Origin of the sequence: Pseudomonas monachiensis (genome assembly GCF_047345015.1) — a bacterium.
Classification (GTDB): domain Bacteria; phylum Pseudomonadota; class Gammaproteobacteria; order Pseudomonadales; family Pseudomonadaceae; genus Aquipseudomonas; species Aquipseudomonas monachiensis.
On record NZ_CP178857.1, the window covers coordinates 2832845 to 2846457 of the forward strand.

The 13613-nt window shown below is 57.3% G+C and carries 11 protein-coding genes; 6 read left to right on the forward strand and 5 right to left on the reverse strand.

What is annotated here, in order from left to right:
- Nucleotides 1-65: 65 nt before the first annotated feature.
- Together ACMDB8_RS12695 and ACMDB8_RS12700 are read right to left on the reverse strand one after the other, a co-directional pair.
- Nucleotides 66-1802 (reverse strand): phosphoethanolamine transferase CptA, encoded by a 1737-nt coding sequence (locus ACMDB8_RS12695; RefSeq protein WP_409079048.1) that lies wholly within the window; start codon nucleotides 1800-1802, stop codon nucleotides 66-68.
- Nucleotides 1803-2000: 198 nt separating this feature from the next.
- Nucleotides 2001-2183, reverse strand: coding sequence for a DUF6026 family protein (locus tag ACMDB8_RS12700; RefSeq protein WP_046042083.1), 183 nt, complete (start codon nucleotides 2181-2183; stop codon nucleotides 2001-2003).
- A 272-nt stretch (nucleotides 2184-2455) separates the two neighbouring features.
- Between ACMDB8_RS12700 and gnd the strand changes: the two genes are divergently transcribed.
- The 6 genes from gnd (at nucleotide 2456) to ACMDB8_RS12730 (ending at nucleotide 9763) form a co-directional block, all read left to right on the forward strand.
- A complete protein-coding gene (gene gnd, locus ACMDB8_RS12705) occupies nucleotides 2456-3436 on the forward strand; it encodes a phosphogluconate dehydrogenase (NAD(+)-dependent, decarboxylating) (protein ID WP_409079047.1) in 981 nt (326 codons plus the stop codon).
- Nucleotides 3433-4947, forward strand: a complete 1515-nt coding sequence (gene zwf, locus ACMDB8_RS12710) for a glucose-6-phosphate dehydrogenase (protein ID WP_056724613.1) — start codon at nucleotides 3433-3435, stop codon at nucleotides 4945-4947. Before gnd ends, zwf begins: the two co-directional genes overlap by 4 nt.
- A 304-nt stretch (nucleotides 4948-5251) precedes the next feature.
- Nucleotides 5252-6406, forward strand: a complete 1155-nt coding sequence (locus ACMDB8_RS12715) for a KamA family radical SAM protein (RefSeq protein ID WP_056724615.1) — start codon at nucleotides 5252-5254, stop codon at nucleotides 6404-6406.
- Nucleotides 6407-6436: 30 nt separating this feature from the next.
- Nucleotides 6437-7804, forward strand: coding sequence for an ATP-grasp domain-containing protein (locus tag ACMDB8_RS12720; protein WP_409079046.1), 1368 nt, complete (start codon nucleotides 6437-6439; stop codon nucleotides 7802-7804).
- A 4-nt stretch (nucleotides 7805-7808) separates the two neighbouring features.
- Nucleotides 7809-8534: a 2OG-Fe dioxygenase family protein gene (locus ACMDB8_RS12725; RefSeq protein WP_409079045.1), complete on the forward strand. Its 726-nt coding sequence runs from the start codon at nucleotides 7809-7811 to the stop codon at nucleotides 8532-8534.
- Nucleotides 8531-9763, forward strand: a complete 1233-nt coding sequence (locus ACMDB8_RS12730) for an MFS transporter (RefSeq protein WP_223540947.1) — start codon at nucleotides 8531-8533, stop codon at nucleotides 9761-9763. The genes ACMDB8_RS12725 and ACMDB8_RS12730 overlap by 4 nt, the downstream gene beginning before the upstream one ends.
- Before the next feature lie 223 nt (nucleotides 9764-9986).
- On the opposite strand, the gene nhaB is transcribed toward ACMDB8_RS12730, so the two are convergent.
- The 3 genes from nhaB to ACMDB8_RS12745 form a co-directional block, all read right to left on the reverse strand.
- Nucleotides 9987-11489, reverse strand: coding sequence for a sodium/proton antiporter NhaB (gene nhaB, locus ACMDB8_RS12735; protein WP_056724623.1), 1503 nt, complete (start codon nucleotides 11487-11489; stop codon nucleotides 9987-9989).
- Between the two features lie 78 nt (nucleotides 11490-11567).
- Nucleotides 11568-12857: a hypothetical protein gene (locus ACMDB8_RS12740; RefSeq protein WP_056724625.1), complete on the reverse strand. Its 1290-nt coding sequence runs from the start codon at nucleotides 12855-12857 to the stop codon at nucleotides 11568-11570.
- Between the two features lie 286 nt (nucleotides 12858-13143).
- Nucleotides 13144-13410 carry a hypothetical protein gene (locus ACMDB8_RS12745; RefSeq protein ID WP_007970062.1) on the reverse strand — a complete coding sequence of 89 codons (267 nt, stop codon included), beginning with the start codon at nucleotides 13408-13410 and terminating at the stop codon, nucleotides 13144-13146.
- Nucleotides 13411-13613: the final 203 nt, after the last annotated feature.

Consider the following 13613-nt stretch of genomic DNA (forward strand, 5'->3'; position numbering starts at 1 on the left):
TTCGGTTAAATGGGAATCAACTTCACCAGCATGAAAAAAGGGGCCGGAAGCGGCCCCTGAAAGGATTACTGCTGGACGACAGCCGGTGGCGTCCTGGGCTTCATCAGGCTGAAGTCGATCAACGCCCGTTGCTCACGCTCATACGGGTTGCCGATCATCAATGGCCGGGCCTTGAAGCTGTCGCTGACCAGGCTCTTGCTGCGATCGAGTTCGTCGAAGCTCAGGCCTGCCAGGTCCGCCCAGGTGTGAATCAGGTGCGAGCTGCTGTAAGGCCGCGAGAGATCACCGGCGAGGTTCCAGTCATGGGCTGCGCGCCATTTCGGCGAAGCCCAGGCCATGAACGGAATGGTGTACATCGGTGCAGTCGGCTTGTTCTCGTTGCGCCCCAGGGTGGCGTGGCCCACGGAATCGAACACGTCTTCGCCATGGTCGGACAGGTACAGCAGGAAACCGTTGGGATCGGTCCGGGCGTAGTCCTTGATCAGGCTGGACACCACGAAGTCGTTGTACAGCACGGCGTTGTCGTAGCTATTGTACGTCGGCAACTGGTCATCGCGAATACCGGCAGGTACGCCTTCGCGGTCCTGGAATTTGTCGAAGGTCGACGGGTAGCGGTACTGGTAGCTCATGTGCGTGCCGAGCAAGTGCACGACGATGAGTTTGCGCGGTGCCCCGTCGGCCAGGGCCTTGTTGAACGGCTCGATCACGTCGCCATCGTACTGGGCAGCGTTCTGGTTGCGGTTGTTGTTCAGGTACACCTGCTCGTCGGCCTGTTCAGAGAAGGTCGTGAGCATGGTGTTGCGCTTGGTCATGGTCTGTTGGTTGGTGATCCAGAACGTCTTGTAACCCGCCTGTTTCATCATGCTGACCAGCGATGGCGTCGACAGGTACAGGTCGGGGTTTTCTTCGTCGGCGAAGGTCAGGACCTGCTGCAGCGCCTCAATGGTATAGGGGCGCGGGGTGATGACGTTGTCGAAAACGTCCAGTTGATCCTTGAGCTTGTCCAGTTCCGGCGTGGTTGGCCGGGGATAGCCGTACAGGCTCATGCGCTGGCGGTTGGTGGACTCGCCGATCACCAGTACCAGGGTAGCAGGCGTGTTGGCCATGGCGTCCTTGAGGTTGTGCAGCGGTGGAATCTTGCTGGCGCTTTCCAGCATGTCCTGCATTCCGGCCAGGGTGTCGAGGTATCGGTGATAGGCCACGGCCATCTGCCATGGCACCGCGGGTTCGATGCGGGTTTCGAACTTCTCGAAACCGGCGGCGAAACTGCCGGTGCGCTGGGTCTGCTTGATCAGCGGATAGGCGACCACGGCGAACAGGAGGGCTGTTGCCGCGACCAGCGCCTTGCCACGGGACAGGTACACCGGGCGCAGGCGTGTCCACAGGAACCAGGAAAAAGCGCTGTGGGCCAGGAACGCCGGGACCATCCACCAGGCAAAGTACTGGGTCATGTACTCGCCGGCTTCAGCCACGTTCGACTCGAACATGATGAAGATGACGCTCTGGGAAAATTCCTGCTGATAGATGAAGAAATAGCCCAGGCTCGCCATGGAGCAGGCCCACAGCACGACGCCGATCACGGCAGCCATGACACGGGTGTGCCGGGGGAACAGCAACATCGGCGCCAGCCAGATGGCGCTCATGACGAAGGCCTGGCGGAACCCGGTAAAGCCGGAGGTGCCAGTCAGCTGGATCAATAGTTGGGTAATGCCGGAAAAGTACCAGAAGAATACAAACAGCCAGACGAATCCGGCCCAATCGAAACCTGCCGCAGTGGTTTTACTGCGTTTAAACCAAGACATTCAGCGCTCCAGCCGAGAATTCACTACCACCGCCGGGACTTGGATATCGCGGACGACGAACGATGGCCGCGCGGAATCGGGCGACCTAAACGAGTAATTATCGTGGGGCAATTGTGAAAATTTTGTGAGATGCCAAAGGCGGCAGGGCGTGAGCCGGTGCGGAAGCAGTGCAGACTGCTCCCGCTTGAAAGGAGGGGGTCAGGCGAGTGGGGCGCGTTGCGTCACAGCCAGGGGCTGCGTCTGGCCGGTTTGCAGCAACAGCCGCAAGTGTGCCAGTTCCTGCTTCAACTGATCGCGTTCGTCTTTCAACTGGCGCAATTCATCGCGACGGATTGTGACGTAAAGGGTTTGTGCTGGCAGTGCGGTATGTACTGTGCCCATTGCTCACCTCGCAAATGGCGTGTCTCAACTGTAGGTACGCCTCGAAATCCGGGGCTGACCTACTATCGGCGCCAATTTTGATTTCTTTTGCCCCCAAAGGGAACTTTTTTATTTTTCATGGTCGTTGTGTCTTCGGTTTGATTCCCGACGTTAACCATCAGGATCGGGCACAATGCCCGGAAACTTCACGCCAACGCTCTGGACTAACCTCATGAGTCGCGTTGGGCTATAACCTTTGACACACTTTTATTTGTAGTAGGGAGCATCAGCACATGCAACTCGGGATTATTGGACTGGGCCGCATGGGCGGCAATATTGCGCGGCGCCTGATGCTCAACGGGCACACCACCGTTGTTTATGACCGCAATACCGCCTTTGTCGAAGCCCTGGCCACAGAGGGCTCCACCGGCGTCACCGACCTGCCAGCACTGGTCGCTGGCCTGGCCAAACCGCGTGCGGTCTGGGTCATGCTGCCGGCCGGCGCGCCGACCGAAGAAACTATCGACACCCTGAGCACCTTGCTCGAAGCCGGCGACACCATCATCGACGGCGGCAACACCTTCTATAAGGACGATATCCGCCGGGCGAAGACCCTGTCGGAAAAAGGCCTGCACTACATCGACGTCGGTACGTCCGGCGGCGTCTGGGGCCTGGAACGCGGTTACTGCATGATGATCGGCGGTGATGCCGAGACCGTTAAACGCCTCGACCCGCTGTTCGCAACCCTGGCCCCGGGCATGGGCGACATCCCGCGCACCAAGGACCGCAAGTCCGACGACGATCGTGCCGAACGCGGTTACATTCACGCAGGTCCGGCCGGTTCCGGGCATTTCGTGAAGATGATCCACAACGGCATTGAATACGGGATGATGCAGGCGTTTGCAGAAGGCTTCGATATCCTCAAGACCAAAAACAGCGAGAACCTGCCGCAAGACCAGCGTTTCGACCTGAACGTCGCCGACATCGCTGAAGTGTGGCGCCGTGGCAGCGTGGTGTCCTCGTGGTTGCTGGACCTGACAGCCGACGCCCTGGCCAGCGATCCGAAACTTGACGGTTTCTCCGGGTCCGTGGCCGACAGCGGTGAAGGTCAATGGACCATCGAAGCTGCCATGGAGCAAGCGGTGCCGGTGCCGGTGCTGTCGAACTCGCTGTTCTCCCGCTACCGTTCCCGTGGGCAAGGTACCTTTGGCGACAAGGTTCTCTCGGCCCAGCGCTTCGGCTTCGGCGGCCACGTGGAGACCTCGAAAAAATGACCCACGCGATCCGCAGAAAATCCAAGGCTGAACCCGCGCCGCCGACCACGCTGTTTCTGTTTGGCGCCCACGGTGACCTGGTCAAGCGTCTGTTGGTACCGGCGTTGTATAACCTCAAGCGCAACGGGTTACTCGGGGATGGACTGCGGATCATCGGCGTTGACCACAACGCCATCAGCGATGAAGGCTTTGCGCAAAAGCTCGAAGAATTCATTCGAAACGAGATGGCTGGCAAGGGTGACCACACCCTTGATCCAGCGGTCTGGTCCAGACTCGCCAAAGGCATCAGCTACGTCCAGGGCGATTTCCTGGACGACAGCACTTATCAAGCACTGGCGGCGAAAATCGCCGACAGTGGTACCGGTAATGCGGTGTTCTATCTGGCCACCGCACCGCGTTTCTTCAGTGAAGTGGCGCGTCGCCTCGGTTCGGCCGGCTTGCTGGAAGAAACCCCCGAGGCCTTCAGAAGGGTGGTGATCGAAAAACCCTTCGGCTCCGACCTGCATACGGCCGAAGCCTTGAACGCTTGCCTGCTCAAGGTGATGACGGAAAAGCAGATCTATCGCATTGACCATTACCTGGGCAAGGAGACCGTGCAGAACATCCTGGTCAGCCGGTTCTCCAATAGCCTGTTCGAAGCGTTCTGGAACAATCACTACATCGACCACGTGCAGATCACCGCCGCGGAAACCGTCGGCGTGGAAACCCGTGGCAGTTTCTACGAGCACACCGGCGCACTGCGGGACATGGTGCCCAATCACCTGTTCCAGTTGCTGGCGATGGTGGCGATGGAACCGCCCGCGGCGTTTGGTGCCGATGCGGTGCGCGGCGAGAAAGCCAAGGTCGTTGGCGCGATCCGTCCCTGGACGGTGGAGGAGGCCCGCGCCAACTCGGTGCGCGGCCAATACGCCGCGGGTGAGATCGACGGCAATGCACTGCCGGGCTACCGCGAGGAAAACAACGTCGCCCCCGACAGCAATACCGAAACCTATGTGGCCCTCAAGGTCATGATCGATAACTGGCGCTGGGTCGGCGTGCCGTTCTACCTGCGCACCGGCAAGCGCATGAGCGTGCGTGACACCGAGATCGTGATCTGTTTCAAGCCGGCGCCCTATGCACAGTTCCGCGATACTGAGGTCGATGAGCTGCAGCCGACCTATCTGCGCATTCAGATCCAGCCGAACGAAGGCATGTGGTTCGACCTGCTGGCCAAGCGTCCCGGTCAGGCCCTGAAAATGGACAACATCGAGCTGGGGTTCGCCTACAAGGACTTCTTCGAGATGCAGCCGTCCACCGGCTACGAGACCCTGATCTACGATTGCCTGACGGGCGACCAGACGCTGTTCCAGCGCGCCGACAACATCGAAAATGGTTGGCGCGCGGTGCAACCGTTCCTGGATGCCTGGCAGCAGGACTCCACCGTGCAGCAATATGCCGCCGGGGAAAACGGCCCCAAGGCCGGCGAAGAATTGCTCACCCGTGACTGCCGCGTCTGGCACCGTCTCGGATGAGCGAGCGTCAGTCTCATTGAGTCATGCAAAAAACTAATGAAATGGCTACCCCGCTGTCCCCTGTGTTCGCCCACTAAGCTTTCACAGGGGACCCCACCGGAGACCGTTGCCATGAAAAAAACAACTAATCTATTTGGATCAGTACGCCTTCCACCTGCATGCGCCCGATGATGTTTAGTATTCTGCTCAAATACCTTAGCCCGTCGGCTACGTAGCACTCAGAAATAGATGTTCACCTGCGTCGCAAGTAATTTTTGTTAGCCTCATTGTTATCTCGTGCATGATTAACAGAGGCGCTGAATAGATGTCGATCTTCGAACGAAATATTCATGGTGCGGGCCAGTGGAAAGACTGGCGCTGGCAGCAGAAGAATGCCGTGCGTGATGAACTTGCACTTCGCGTGGCATGCGGCGGCTGGAGTGAAGATATCACCGCTCATATTGAGCGAAACTTGCAAGACCGTAAGATGCAAATTACACCCTACTATATTGATCTGATCATGCGCTCGCTCGATAGCGGCCCGGTGACGGAACATCCACTGTGGAAACAGGTGGTGCCCTACTGGAATGAACATGTGCCGGGTGACTACGACGGCACTTCGGAGAATTGGGAGCTGCATCATGAGATGAAGACTCCTATCTGCCAACACAAGTACGATAATCGCGTCATCTTGCGGATGACTAATACCTGCAATGCGTATTGCCAGTTCTGCTTTGAAGCCTTGCGTACCTTGCAGGTCGATACCGAGAAAGCCAATGCCAATACCAACTCATTCCTGGAATCGGTGGAGTATGTGCGCGACAACCCTGCCATTGAAGAGGTGATTCTCAGCGGTGGCGATCCCTTGATGTTGGCTGACCGCAGGCTAGAAGAGAACCTGGCGACGTTGCGCTCAATCAGCAACGACCTGCTTATCCGTATTCATTCGCGAGCCCTAAGCTTTAACCCGTTTCGCATCACCGATGAACTGGTCGCAATGCTGGAAAAGTACAACGTCAACGCCTTTGGTGTGCATGTATGCCACCCGCTTGAACTGAGTGCTGACTTTGCCGCCGCGGTTAAACGTATTCAGAGTGTGGTGCCGATTGTCTTCTCTAACATGCCATTGTTGTGTGGAGTGAATGACGATGAAAAAACATTACATAAACTGTTTATCGATCTTTATCGCTTGGGTGTAAAACCATATTACTTGTACCACTTCATGCCGTTCTCACCGGGCGCATCGGAATACAAGGCATCAATCAGCCAGGTCATCGCCATTATGGATCGCCTTAAGCGGCGTGTATCCAACATTGCCATGCCCGAATATGTTCTACCGCACGCACAAGGCAAATTCACCGTGCCCTTGTTGGATTTTGAGAAACCTGAAAATTTACCGCATTTTGAAGTTCTCGATGGGCAGCGCCATTACCGGTTCCGTAACTGGGAAGGGCAATGGTGCAGTTGGCACGACGCGTGAATCCATTTACCGAATCAGGTAGTATCCATCATGAAACGAGATGCAATTATTTTTATTGATGTCGATGACAGTACTTCTGTTCGCTATAGTTATCGTGAGCCGCACTTTGCGGCTGCCCGCGAACAAGGTTTACTTTGTTTGACGGCGGGTGTGTTGGGGCGTCATCACCTGCAACGACTTCGGGATGATAGTGATGAAGTTTTCCTGCTTGATACGTTAAGCGAAGTATCAATTTTGAAACTGGTTGGCCAACTTGATGGGCAGTACAACATTCGCGCGATTTTCTGCCACGCAGGGCATCCGTCTGCTCAAGGGGAGGTGGGTTGTATTGTTGCACGGGCCTGTAAGCGGCTCGGCCTGGTTTACAGCTGCCCTGAGGCCATTGCCGCCTGCAATAACAAGTTCCTGATGCGTCGAGTACTGGATAAGCATGAGCTTCGCTCCGTGCCGTTCGCACTTTGCAATAATGAACAAGCCCTCAAGGAGGGTGCCGATCGAGTAGGTTATCCGCTCATTGCCAAACCCCCCTTTGGCGGTGCTTCTGTGTTTATCAAGAAGTGTTCCAGCTGGGAAGAGTTGCACAGCCATTACGCGCATTTTCTCAGTAATCACGGCACTGCCGCTTGCTCGGATTTCTATGGCTGCGCGCACACCCTACCTGACGAAAACGGGCGGCAGCACGAGAATATTCCAGGGCGCAGCATGCTGCTGGAGGGCTATATCTCAGGCATTGAAGGTAGTGTGGAATGTGCGATTGTCGGCAAGTTGATCCATCCGCTGCTGATCAACGAAAAATTGATGCTGACAGAGCGCAATGGCACCGTACTCGAAAACCTGCTGATTTCGCCACCGACGTCCTTTACTGAGGACCAGTGTGAGCAGATTCGCCAATACGCCGTGGATTGCCTGCGCGCGGTTGGCCTGACCAATGCAGTGGTGCATTTCGAGTTTCGGATGACCGATGAGGGGCCTGTGGTCATTGAGATCAACCCGCGCTTGGGTGGTCTCTACGTCAACGCAGCCTTCCGTGATCTGGCCGCCATCAATCCTTATCAGTTGTATATCTCGTTGCTGCTGGGCGGGCCGGGGATAAACGCCCAGCTCGATGCTGGAGCGCAAAAGATCGCCGACGCAGGGCAAAGCTACTCGATGTTGGCTATCTATCCGGAACACAGCGGCTATTTCAAGGGCATTGAAGGCATGCACTACCTGGATGATAACGAGTGTGTGCTGGAATATGCCCAGCAGGAAGCCGGTAGCTATATCGATGCGGATATCGAAGAGCACTACTTGCTCAAGTGCTGGACCAAGGTCGACGATGCCGAACACGCCCATGCCCTGCATGATGCGATCAGGCAAAACCTGCGTGTCATCCTCGATAACCCGGTTGCAGGATAGCGTTATGGACATCTCACAGATTTCGGCGCATTTGCGCGAGCATCACTACTGCCACGTCCGGGACTTTCGGGAGTTAATCCCGATTGAGCCGGGTGAAGAGGAGAGCTTTCGAGCGTACTGGTCAAACCTGGTGCAAGACGAGGCGTTCAAGGAGTACACCCACCGTAAACGCCGCATCCTGCGCTATCGTTTGTTGCCTTCGCGGCAGCTGCGGCTCGACAGGAATGCGGAGTTCAAATCATCCGTGACCTATGCCATCAAGTATCGCAAGGGCGTGAATCACTTGAGCTATTGCGAGGATGGCTTTATCAAGCATTCGCTCATGCAGAAACTACTGGCCACGGACCTTGCGGTGATCGGCCCGCACCTCGGAAAGCAGACTTATACGATTGATATCCACCAGTTTCGGGTCAGGGCTGATGAGCATTCCAGCAGTCCGACCACCTCGGGGATTCACCAGGATGGCTTGGACTGGGTATTTATGCACTTCATTGGCGAGTGCAATACAGTGCCGGTGGTCTCGGAGGTCTTTGCCAGTGAAACGGAGCAAAGTCGGGTATTGAACCTGGCGATGGAGCAATTTCTCGAAACCATCGTGATCAACGACCGTAGGATTTACCACCGGGCCAGCGATGTGCGCCCGCAGGCCGATTCGGCGCCGGCCTGGCGCGATTTATTGCTGGTGAACCTTCGCAGCCTGCCACCTGACGTAGAGGCACAGCTTTCATGAGCCACGATCCGCAGTTGGCGCGCTCGACCCGAAACGCGCACCTGATCATCTTTGCCAGAGGCGTTTCGGATTTTGGCGCGTTCCTCAACATGGTGGCGCTGTCCACCTACGTTTACTGGCTCAGCGAAAGCGTGGTGTTCGTCAGTATCTTCCTGGCGTGCCGCGTCATCGGCGGGATTGTCGCCAGCCTGTTTGGCATTTCGTTTTTCCGGCGCTTTGCGGGGCGTGGCGCGTTGGCCGGGCTGGATTTGGCCAGGGCGCTATTATTGACGCCCCTGCTAGTGCTGATACCGACACATCAGCTGAGCATCCTACCCTTCATCGCCTTTGGGATCGGCTTGTGCAATTCGCTGTTTGCCATTGGCCTTAACAGTCAGTTACCCACCTGGGTAGCGCTTGAACAGCGGGTGAGTACCAATGCGTGGATCACCTCTGCCGCAGCCACCGGTGCGGTCTTTGGCAGTTTGCTGTCAGGGTTGCTGATCGCAACAGGGGGATTTGAAGCGGTGTTTACCGTCAACATCGGCACCTATGTCGTGGCCGCCAGTCTGATCCTGCCGTTGCGCGCGTTGTATTCAGTAGCCATTGTTGCGCATCGGGGGCTCTCTGCTGAGTGGCACGAACTGAGGAAAGGACTGCGCGGCGCGCCAGTGCTGGCCGCCATGTTGCTGATCAGCATGCTCGATACCCTCGGTAGCGCTGCCCATAACGTCGGTTGGCCTGTGCTGTCCCAGTACATTTCGCCGGACACGGCAAAAACGGTGATGGGTTATCTGCTGGCGGTCTGGGCCTGTGGCAAGTTCGTCGGTGCGCGCCTGGCCAGTGCGGTTTTGAAAGACCGTCGCACGCAAAGCATGGAACTCTTATTCATGATAGGTGTGGCGCTGATGTCCAGCGGCTTTATTCTGACCTTTCAACAAACCGAGTTGTGGCTGGCACTGGTGTTGGTCGTGTGGGCCGGCATAGGGGATGGTTTATCTGAGGTGGCCTTGATCTCCCGCGCGCAAAGTGAGCCCGATAGCTTGCGTCTGCCGCTGTTCAGTTTATTGACACTGATTCAGATGGCCGGCTTCGGAGTGGGGATGCTGGTGGTAGGACCATTCTATTTGGCGTGGACCCCGGCCCAAGTGATTGTTTTATTCCATGGCTTACCTTTAACCGCACTGGTCGTCATGGGGCTATGGATGAAAAAACTGCCGATCGACGTTGGCGCATGGAGGAAATATTGAGTTCAACGAAGGGGATGTATTTAGTGGGTGGCCCAACTGGCGGCACACCTCAGAGAGCCAGGCATTGTATAAATGATTTGCTCTCTGGGATCAGTTCTAGTTGGGGTGAATGGTACCCCGAGCGGAAAACCATTAGGGTGTTAGATCGAGCATTTACTAGTGAGGAATCGCTCCCTCGTCTTCCGCGGCCACGAGCACCTTCCTCCCAAAGTTCGTTCCGGGGTTACAGCCAGTAACTCACCGCGTACCACCCGAGCAAGCCCATCACCAGGGTGTACGGCAACGCCATCCAGACCATTCGCCCATAGGACAGGCGCACCAGCGGGGCAATCGCCGAGGTCAGCAGGAACAGGAACGCTGCCTGGCCGTTAGGCGTCGCCACGCTCGGCAGGTTGGTGCCGGTATTGATCGCGATGGCCAGGGTTTCGAAATGTTCGCGGGTCATCTCGCCCGCCATGAACGCGCGCTTCACTTCGGTGATGTAGATGGTTGCCACGAACACGTTGTCGCTGATGGCGGACAGCAGGCCGTTGGCGATGAACAGCATGCCCGGTTGCTGGTCTGCCGGCAGCGTCAGCACCCAGTGGATCAGCGGGGCGAACAGTTGCTGGTCGTGGATCACCGCGACCACGGCGAAAAACACCACCAGCAATGAGGTGAACGGCATGGCGTCCTTGAACGCTGTGCCCAGGCGGTGCTCGTCGGTGATGCCGGTAAAGGCGGTGATCAACACGATCACCATCAAGCCGATCAAACCCACTTCGGCAATGTGGAACGCCAGCCCGGCAATCAGAATCAATGCGGCAAAGCCTTGCACCAGAAGCGCTGCGCGTTGGCGCGTGGTGCGCTCGGCATTGTCTTCGGCGGCGTAGTTGGCCAGCACCGCACGGACGTTATCCGGCAGCAGCGTGCCGTATCCGAACCAGCGCAGCTTTTCCAGCAGGACGCAGGTTGTCAGCCCGGCAACCAGTACCGGCAGTGATACCGGCGCAACCCGGGTAAAGAACTCGGTGAAGTGCCAGCCCATTTCATGGCCGATCAGCAGGTTCTGCGGTTCGCCGACCAGCGTACAAACACCGCCCAGCGCGGTGCCGACGGCGCCGTGCATCAGCAGGCTACGCAGGAAGGCGCGGAACTGTTCCAGATCGCCCTGATGCAGGGTCGGCAGATGTTGGTCGTCGCTGAACTCGCTGTCCTGGCGCGGATCGTTACCCGAGGCGACGCGGTGATACACAGAGTAAAAGCCTACGGCGGCACTGATGATCACGGCGGTCACGGTCAAGGCATCGAGGAACGCCGACAGAAAGGCCGACAGAAAGCAGAACATCAGGGCCAGCAGGGCCTTGGAGCGGACCCCGAGCAGCAGGCGCGAGAACAGGTACAGCAACAGGTCCTTCATGAAATAGATACCGGCCACCATGAACATCAGCAGCAGGATCACCGGGAAGTTGTGCAGCAACTCGTCATACAGCGCCTGGGGCGTGGTCATCTTCAGCAGCAGGGCTTCAATCATCAGCAGGCCGCCGGGCATCAGCGGATAGCATTTGAGCGCCATGGCCAGGGTGAAGATGAACTCCAGCACCATCAGCCAGCCTGCAGCCACCGGGCCTGCGGTCCACAGCACCAGGGCATTGAGAATCAGAAAGCCGACGATGCAGGCCTTGTACCAACGGGGCGAGTGCCCGAGAAAGTTGTGCGCGAACGCCTGGGCCATTGAACCGGACATCGGCTGCTCCTTGTCTTGAGAAGCGCGCAACTTGCCGCAAGCGCGCCAGAAGATCAAGCGAAGGAAAAATGCCGGTGGTTATCCCTGGAATCGAGCGATGATCGCCTTGTAGTTTCCGTGCAGCGAATAGCCTCCCACGACGATGTTGCCATCGGCTTGCGCGGCGACACAGGTGGCGGTATCCAGGCTGGGGCCGAGGCGGGTACGCGTATAGCCGCTGCCTTTGCCAAAACGGCGATCGGGAAGGCCGTTGGGCAGGCATCGCCCGAGAATGAAGTCTGCTTCGACACCGCCGATGGTAGCGCCCGCCGTGAGCACACTGCCATCAGGCTGTAACTGCGCGGCGGTCCACTGGCATCCGCTGTAACCGATTTCCCGCCGCTGCGGGTGTCCTCCATTGCAATGACTGTCGGGTCGTCCGTTGCTGTGCATTTTAAATGTCAGGCAGTGCATCGGCTCGCGACTGCAGCCAAAACACAGGATTTCGCCCTCGTTTTGCTGGACCACCCGGCTGACCCGGGCGCCACGCCCTTGCGCCTTGAAGGTCATGAATCCATCCACGGCAAAACGGTCGTCGAGGCGCCCGTCCGGGTGATAGCGGGCCAGTAAGCCTTCCTCGGGGAAATTGATCGATCCTCCGACCAGGATTCGGCCATCGCGTTGTATCGTCAGGCTACCGAGCCAGGTATTCATCAGCAGGTGTCTGACCATCACGAAGCCGCGGCCATTGAACGAACAGTCCAGCGAGCCTTCGACATCCAGTCGTATCAACATACCGACGTGATCGGCCAGTTCGAAGTGATGGTTGGCCAGGATCAGGATCCGGCCGTCTTGCTGTACGGCCACATCGCAGGCTTCTGCGCCCGGCACACCGGGAGGCAGCCATTTATCGCGCATCCCCAGGGACAGATCGCCAGGCAATCGCACGACACAGCGGCCATTATCGCCAAAGCCTTGTACCAGGCGACCATCCTGATCCAGTAATGCCAGGGCCGGGAGCGTGCGGTGTGCGTTTTCGTATTGCAGGCCGGCCAGCAGGATATTGCCGTCGGGCAGGATCAGGACCTTGGTGGCCATGGCTTCGAACCCCGGTTCGAATTGCCCGATGACACTGCCTTGTTTGCCGAACGTCAGGTCTGCGCAACCATCCGCGAGCAAGCGGGCCAGGCCAAAGCGGATACCATCGGCCATGCCGACTTTTGCGGCCACCAGCAAGCGACCTTGGGCATCTATCGCAATGCCATTGGCCAGGCTGAAAAGGCTGTCGGCGAAATAGACCTGGGTTTTGCCGTTGGCGGCAAACGACGTGTCGAGGGCCCCGGCGGTGTTCCGGGTGGCGGGGTAGGCAAAAGCGGAGTGGCTTGACATGCACCGCATCTCCTTGCGAGTCGTCATGATCCAGAAGTTTGGGTGGCGACCTTATAAGGAGAATATTCAATCCCTGAATGAAGGGATGCACAACGGTAAGAACTAACAGACGGAGGGTCGCTGTGTGCCACAACAGTGTCTTTTCGAACCAATGGCGAGCCTGCAATGTATCAGGCGCAAGCGAAGTTCGAATTAAACAGTGTCAAGTAGTGTGCGTGGCAAAAAAGACCTGCGAACCAAAGACAGGAAAAGGGCGCGGATTACTCCGGAGTAATCCGCAAAACGATCAGTGCGGCATCGACCACGACTGCAGTGTGTAACCTTCCTCGCTCAATTCGGCGCGAGCCTGTTCCAGCAGTAGTTCGAGTTGCGCAGGATCGGAATAGGCGCTGCTTGGGATCTGCTTGCGGCCAATGCTGGTGCTGGTGCGGTCGATAACGGTCAGGCTGAGTTCACCGTTACCGTCTTGTGGGGCCCAGGCCACGCACTTGAAAGGTTTGAATGCGCGGTCGGCAATCAGAAGTGCTTCGTTGATACGGAGCGGGGCGTTCATAGGGTCTTCTCTCTCTATGCCCAATCAAGTGACAGGCCGACGGTTGGGCTTACCGTTCAGCTGGTTACTTGTACTGATGCCCGCAACCGGGGTTTGGGTCACACACAATCAAAAGAATTTTCCACTTTATTTCACATAATCAAGAATGAGCCTGACATTGAAAGCTGAATGAAAGGAAAGAGTCGTTAGGTGACTAACATAAT

Bases quoted from the DNA above. Each gene is read 5' to 3' on its own strand.
- ACMDB8_RS12725 (WP_409079045.1), top strand. From the start codon at position 7,809: ATGGACATCTCACAGATTTCGGCGCATTTGCGCGAGCATCACTACTGC.
- ACMDB8_RS12715 (WP_056724615.1), top strand. From the start codon at position 5,252: ATGTCGATCTTCGAACGAAATATTCATGGTGCGGGCCAGTGGAAAGAC.
- ACMDB8_RS12720 (WP_409079046.1), top strand. From the start codon at position 6,437: ATGAAACGAGATGCAATTATTTTTATTGATGTCGATGACAGTACTTCT.
- ACMDB8_RS12700 (WP_046042083.1), bottom strand. From the start codon at position 2,183: ATGGGCACAGTACATACCGCACTGCCAGCACAAACCCTTTACGTCACA.
- ACMDB8_RS12730 (WP_223540947.1), top strand. From the start codon at position 8,531: ATGAGCCACGATCCGCAGTTGGCGCGCTCGACCCGAAACGCGCACCTG.
- ACMDB8_RS12740 (WP_056724625.1), bottom strand. From the start codon at position 12,857: ATGTCAAGCCACTCCGCTTTTGCCTACCCCGCCACCCGGAACACCGCC.
- zwf (WP_056724613.1), top strand. From the start codon at position 3,433: ATGACCCACGCGATCCGCAGAAAATCCAAGGCTGAACCCGCGCCGCCG.
- gnd (WP_409079047.1), top strand. From the start codon at position 2,456: ATGCAACTCGGGATTATTGGACTGGGCCGCATGGGCGGCAATATTGCG.
- nhaB (WP_056724623.1), bottom strand. From the start codon at position 11,489: ATGTCCGGTTCAATGGCCCAGGCGTTCGCGCACAACTTTCTCGGGCAC.
- ACMDB8_RS12745 (WP_007970062.1), bottom strand. From the start codon at position 13,410: ATGAACGCCCCGCTCCGTATCAACGAAGCACTTCTGATTGCCGACCGC.
- ACMDB8_RS12695 (WP_409079048.1), bottom strand. From the start codon at position 1,802: ATGTCTTGGTTTAAACGCAGTAAAACCACTGCGGCAGGTTTCGATTGG.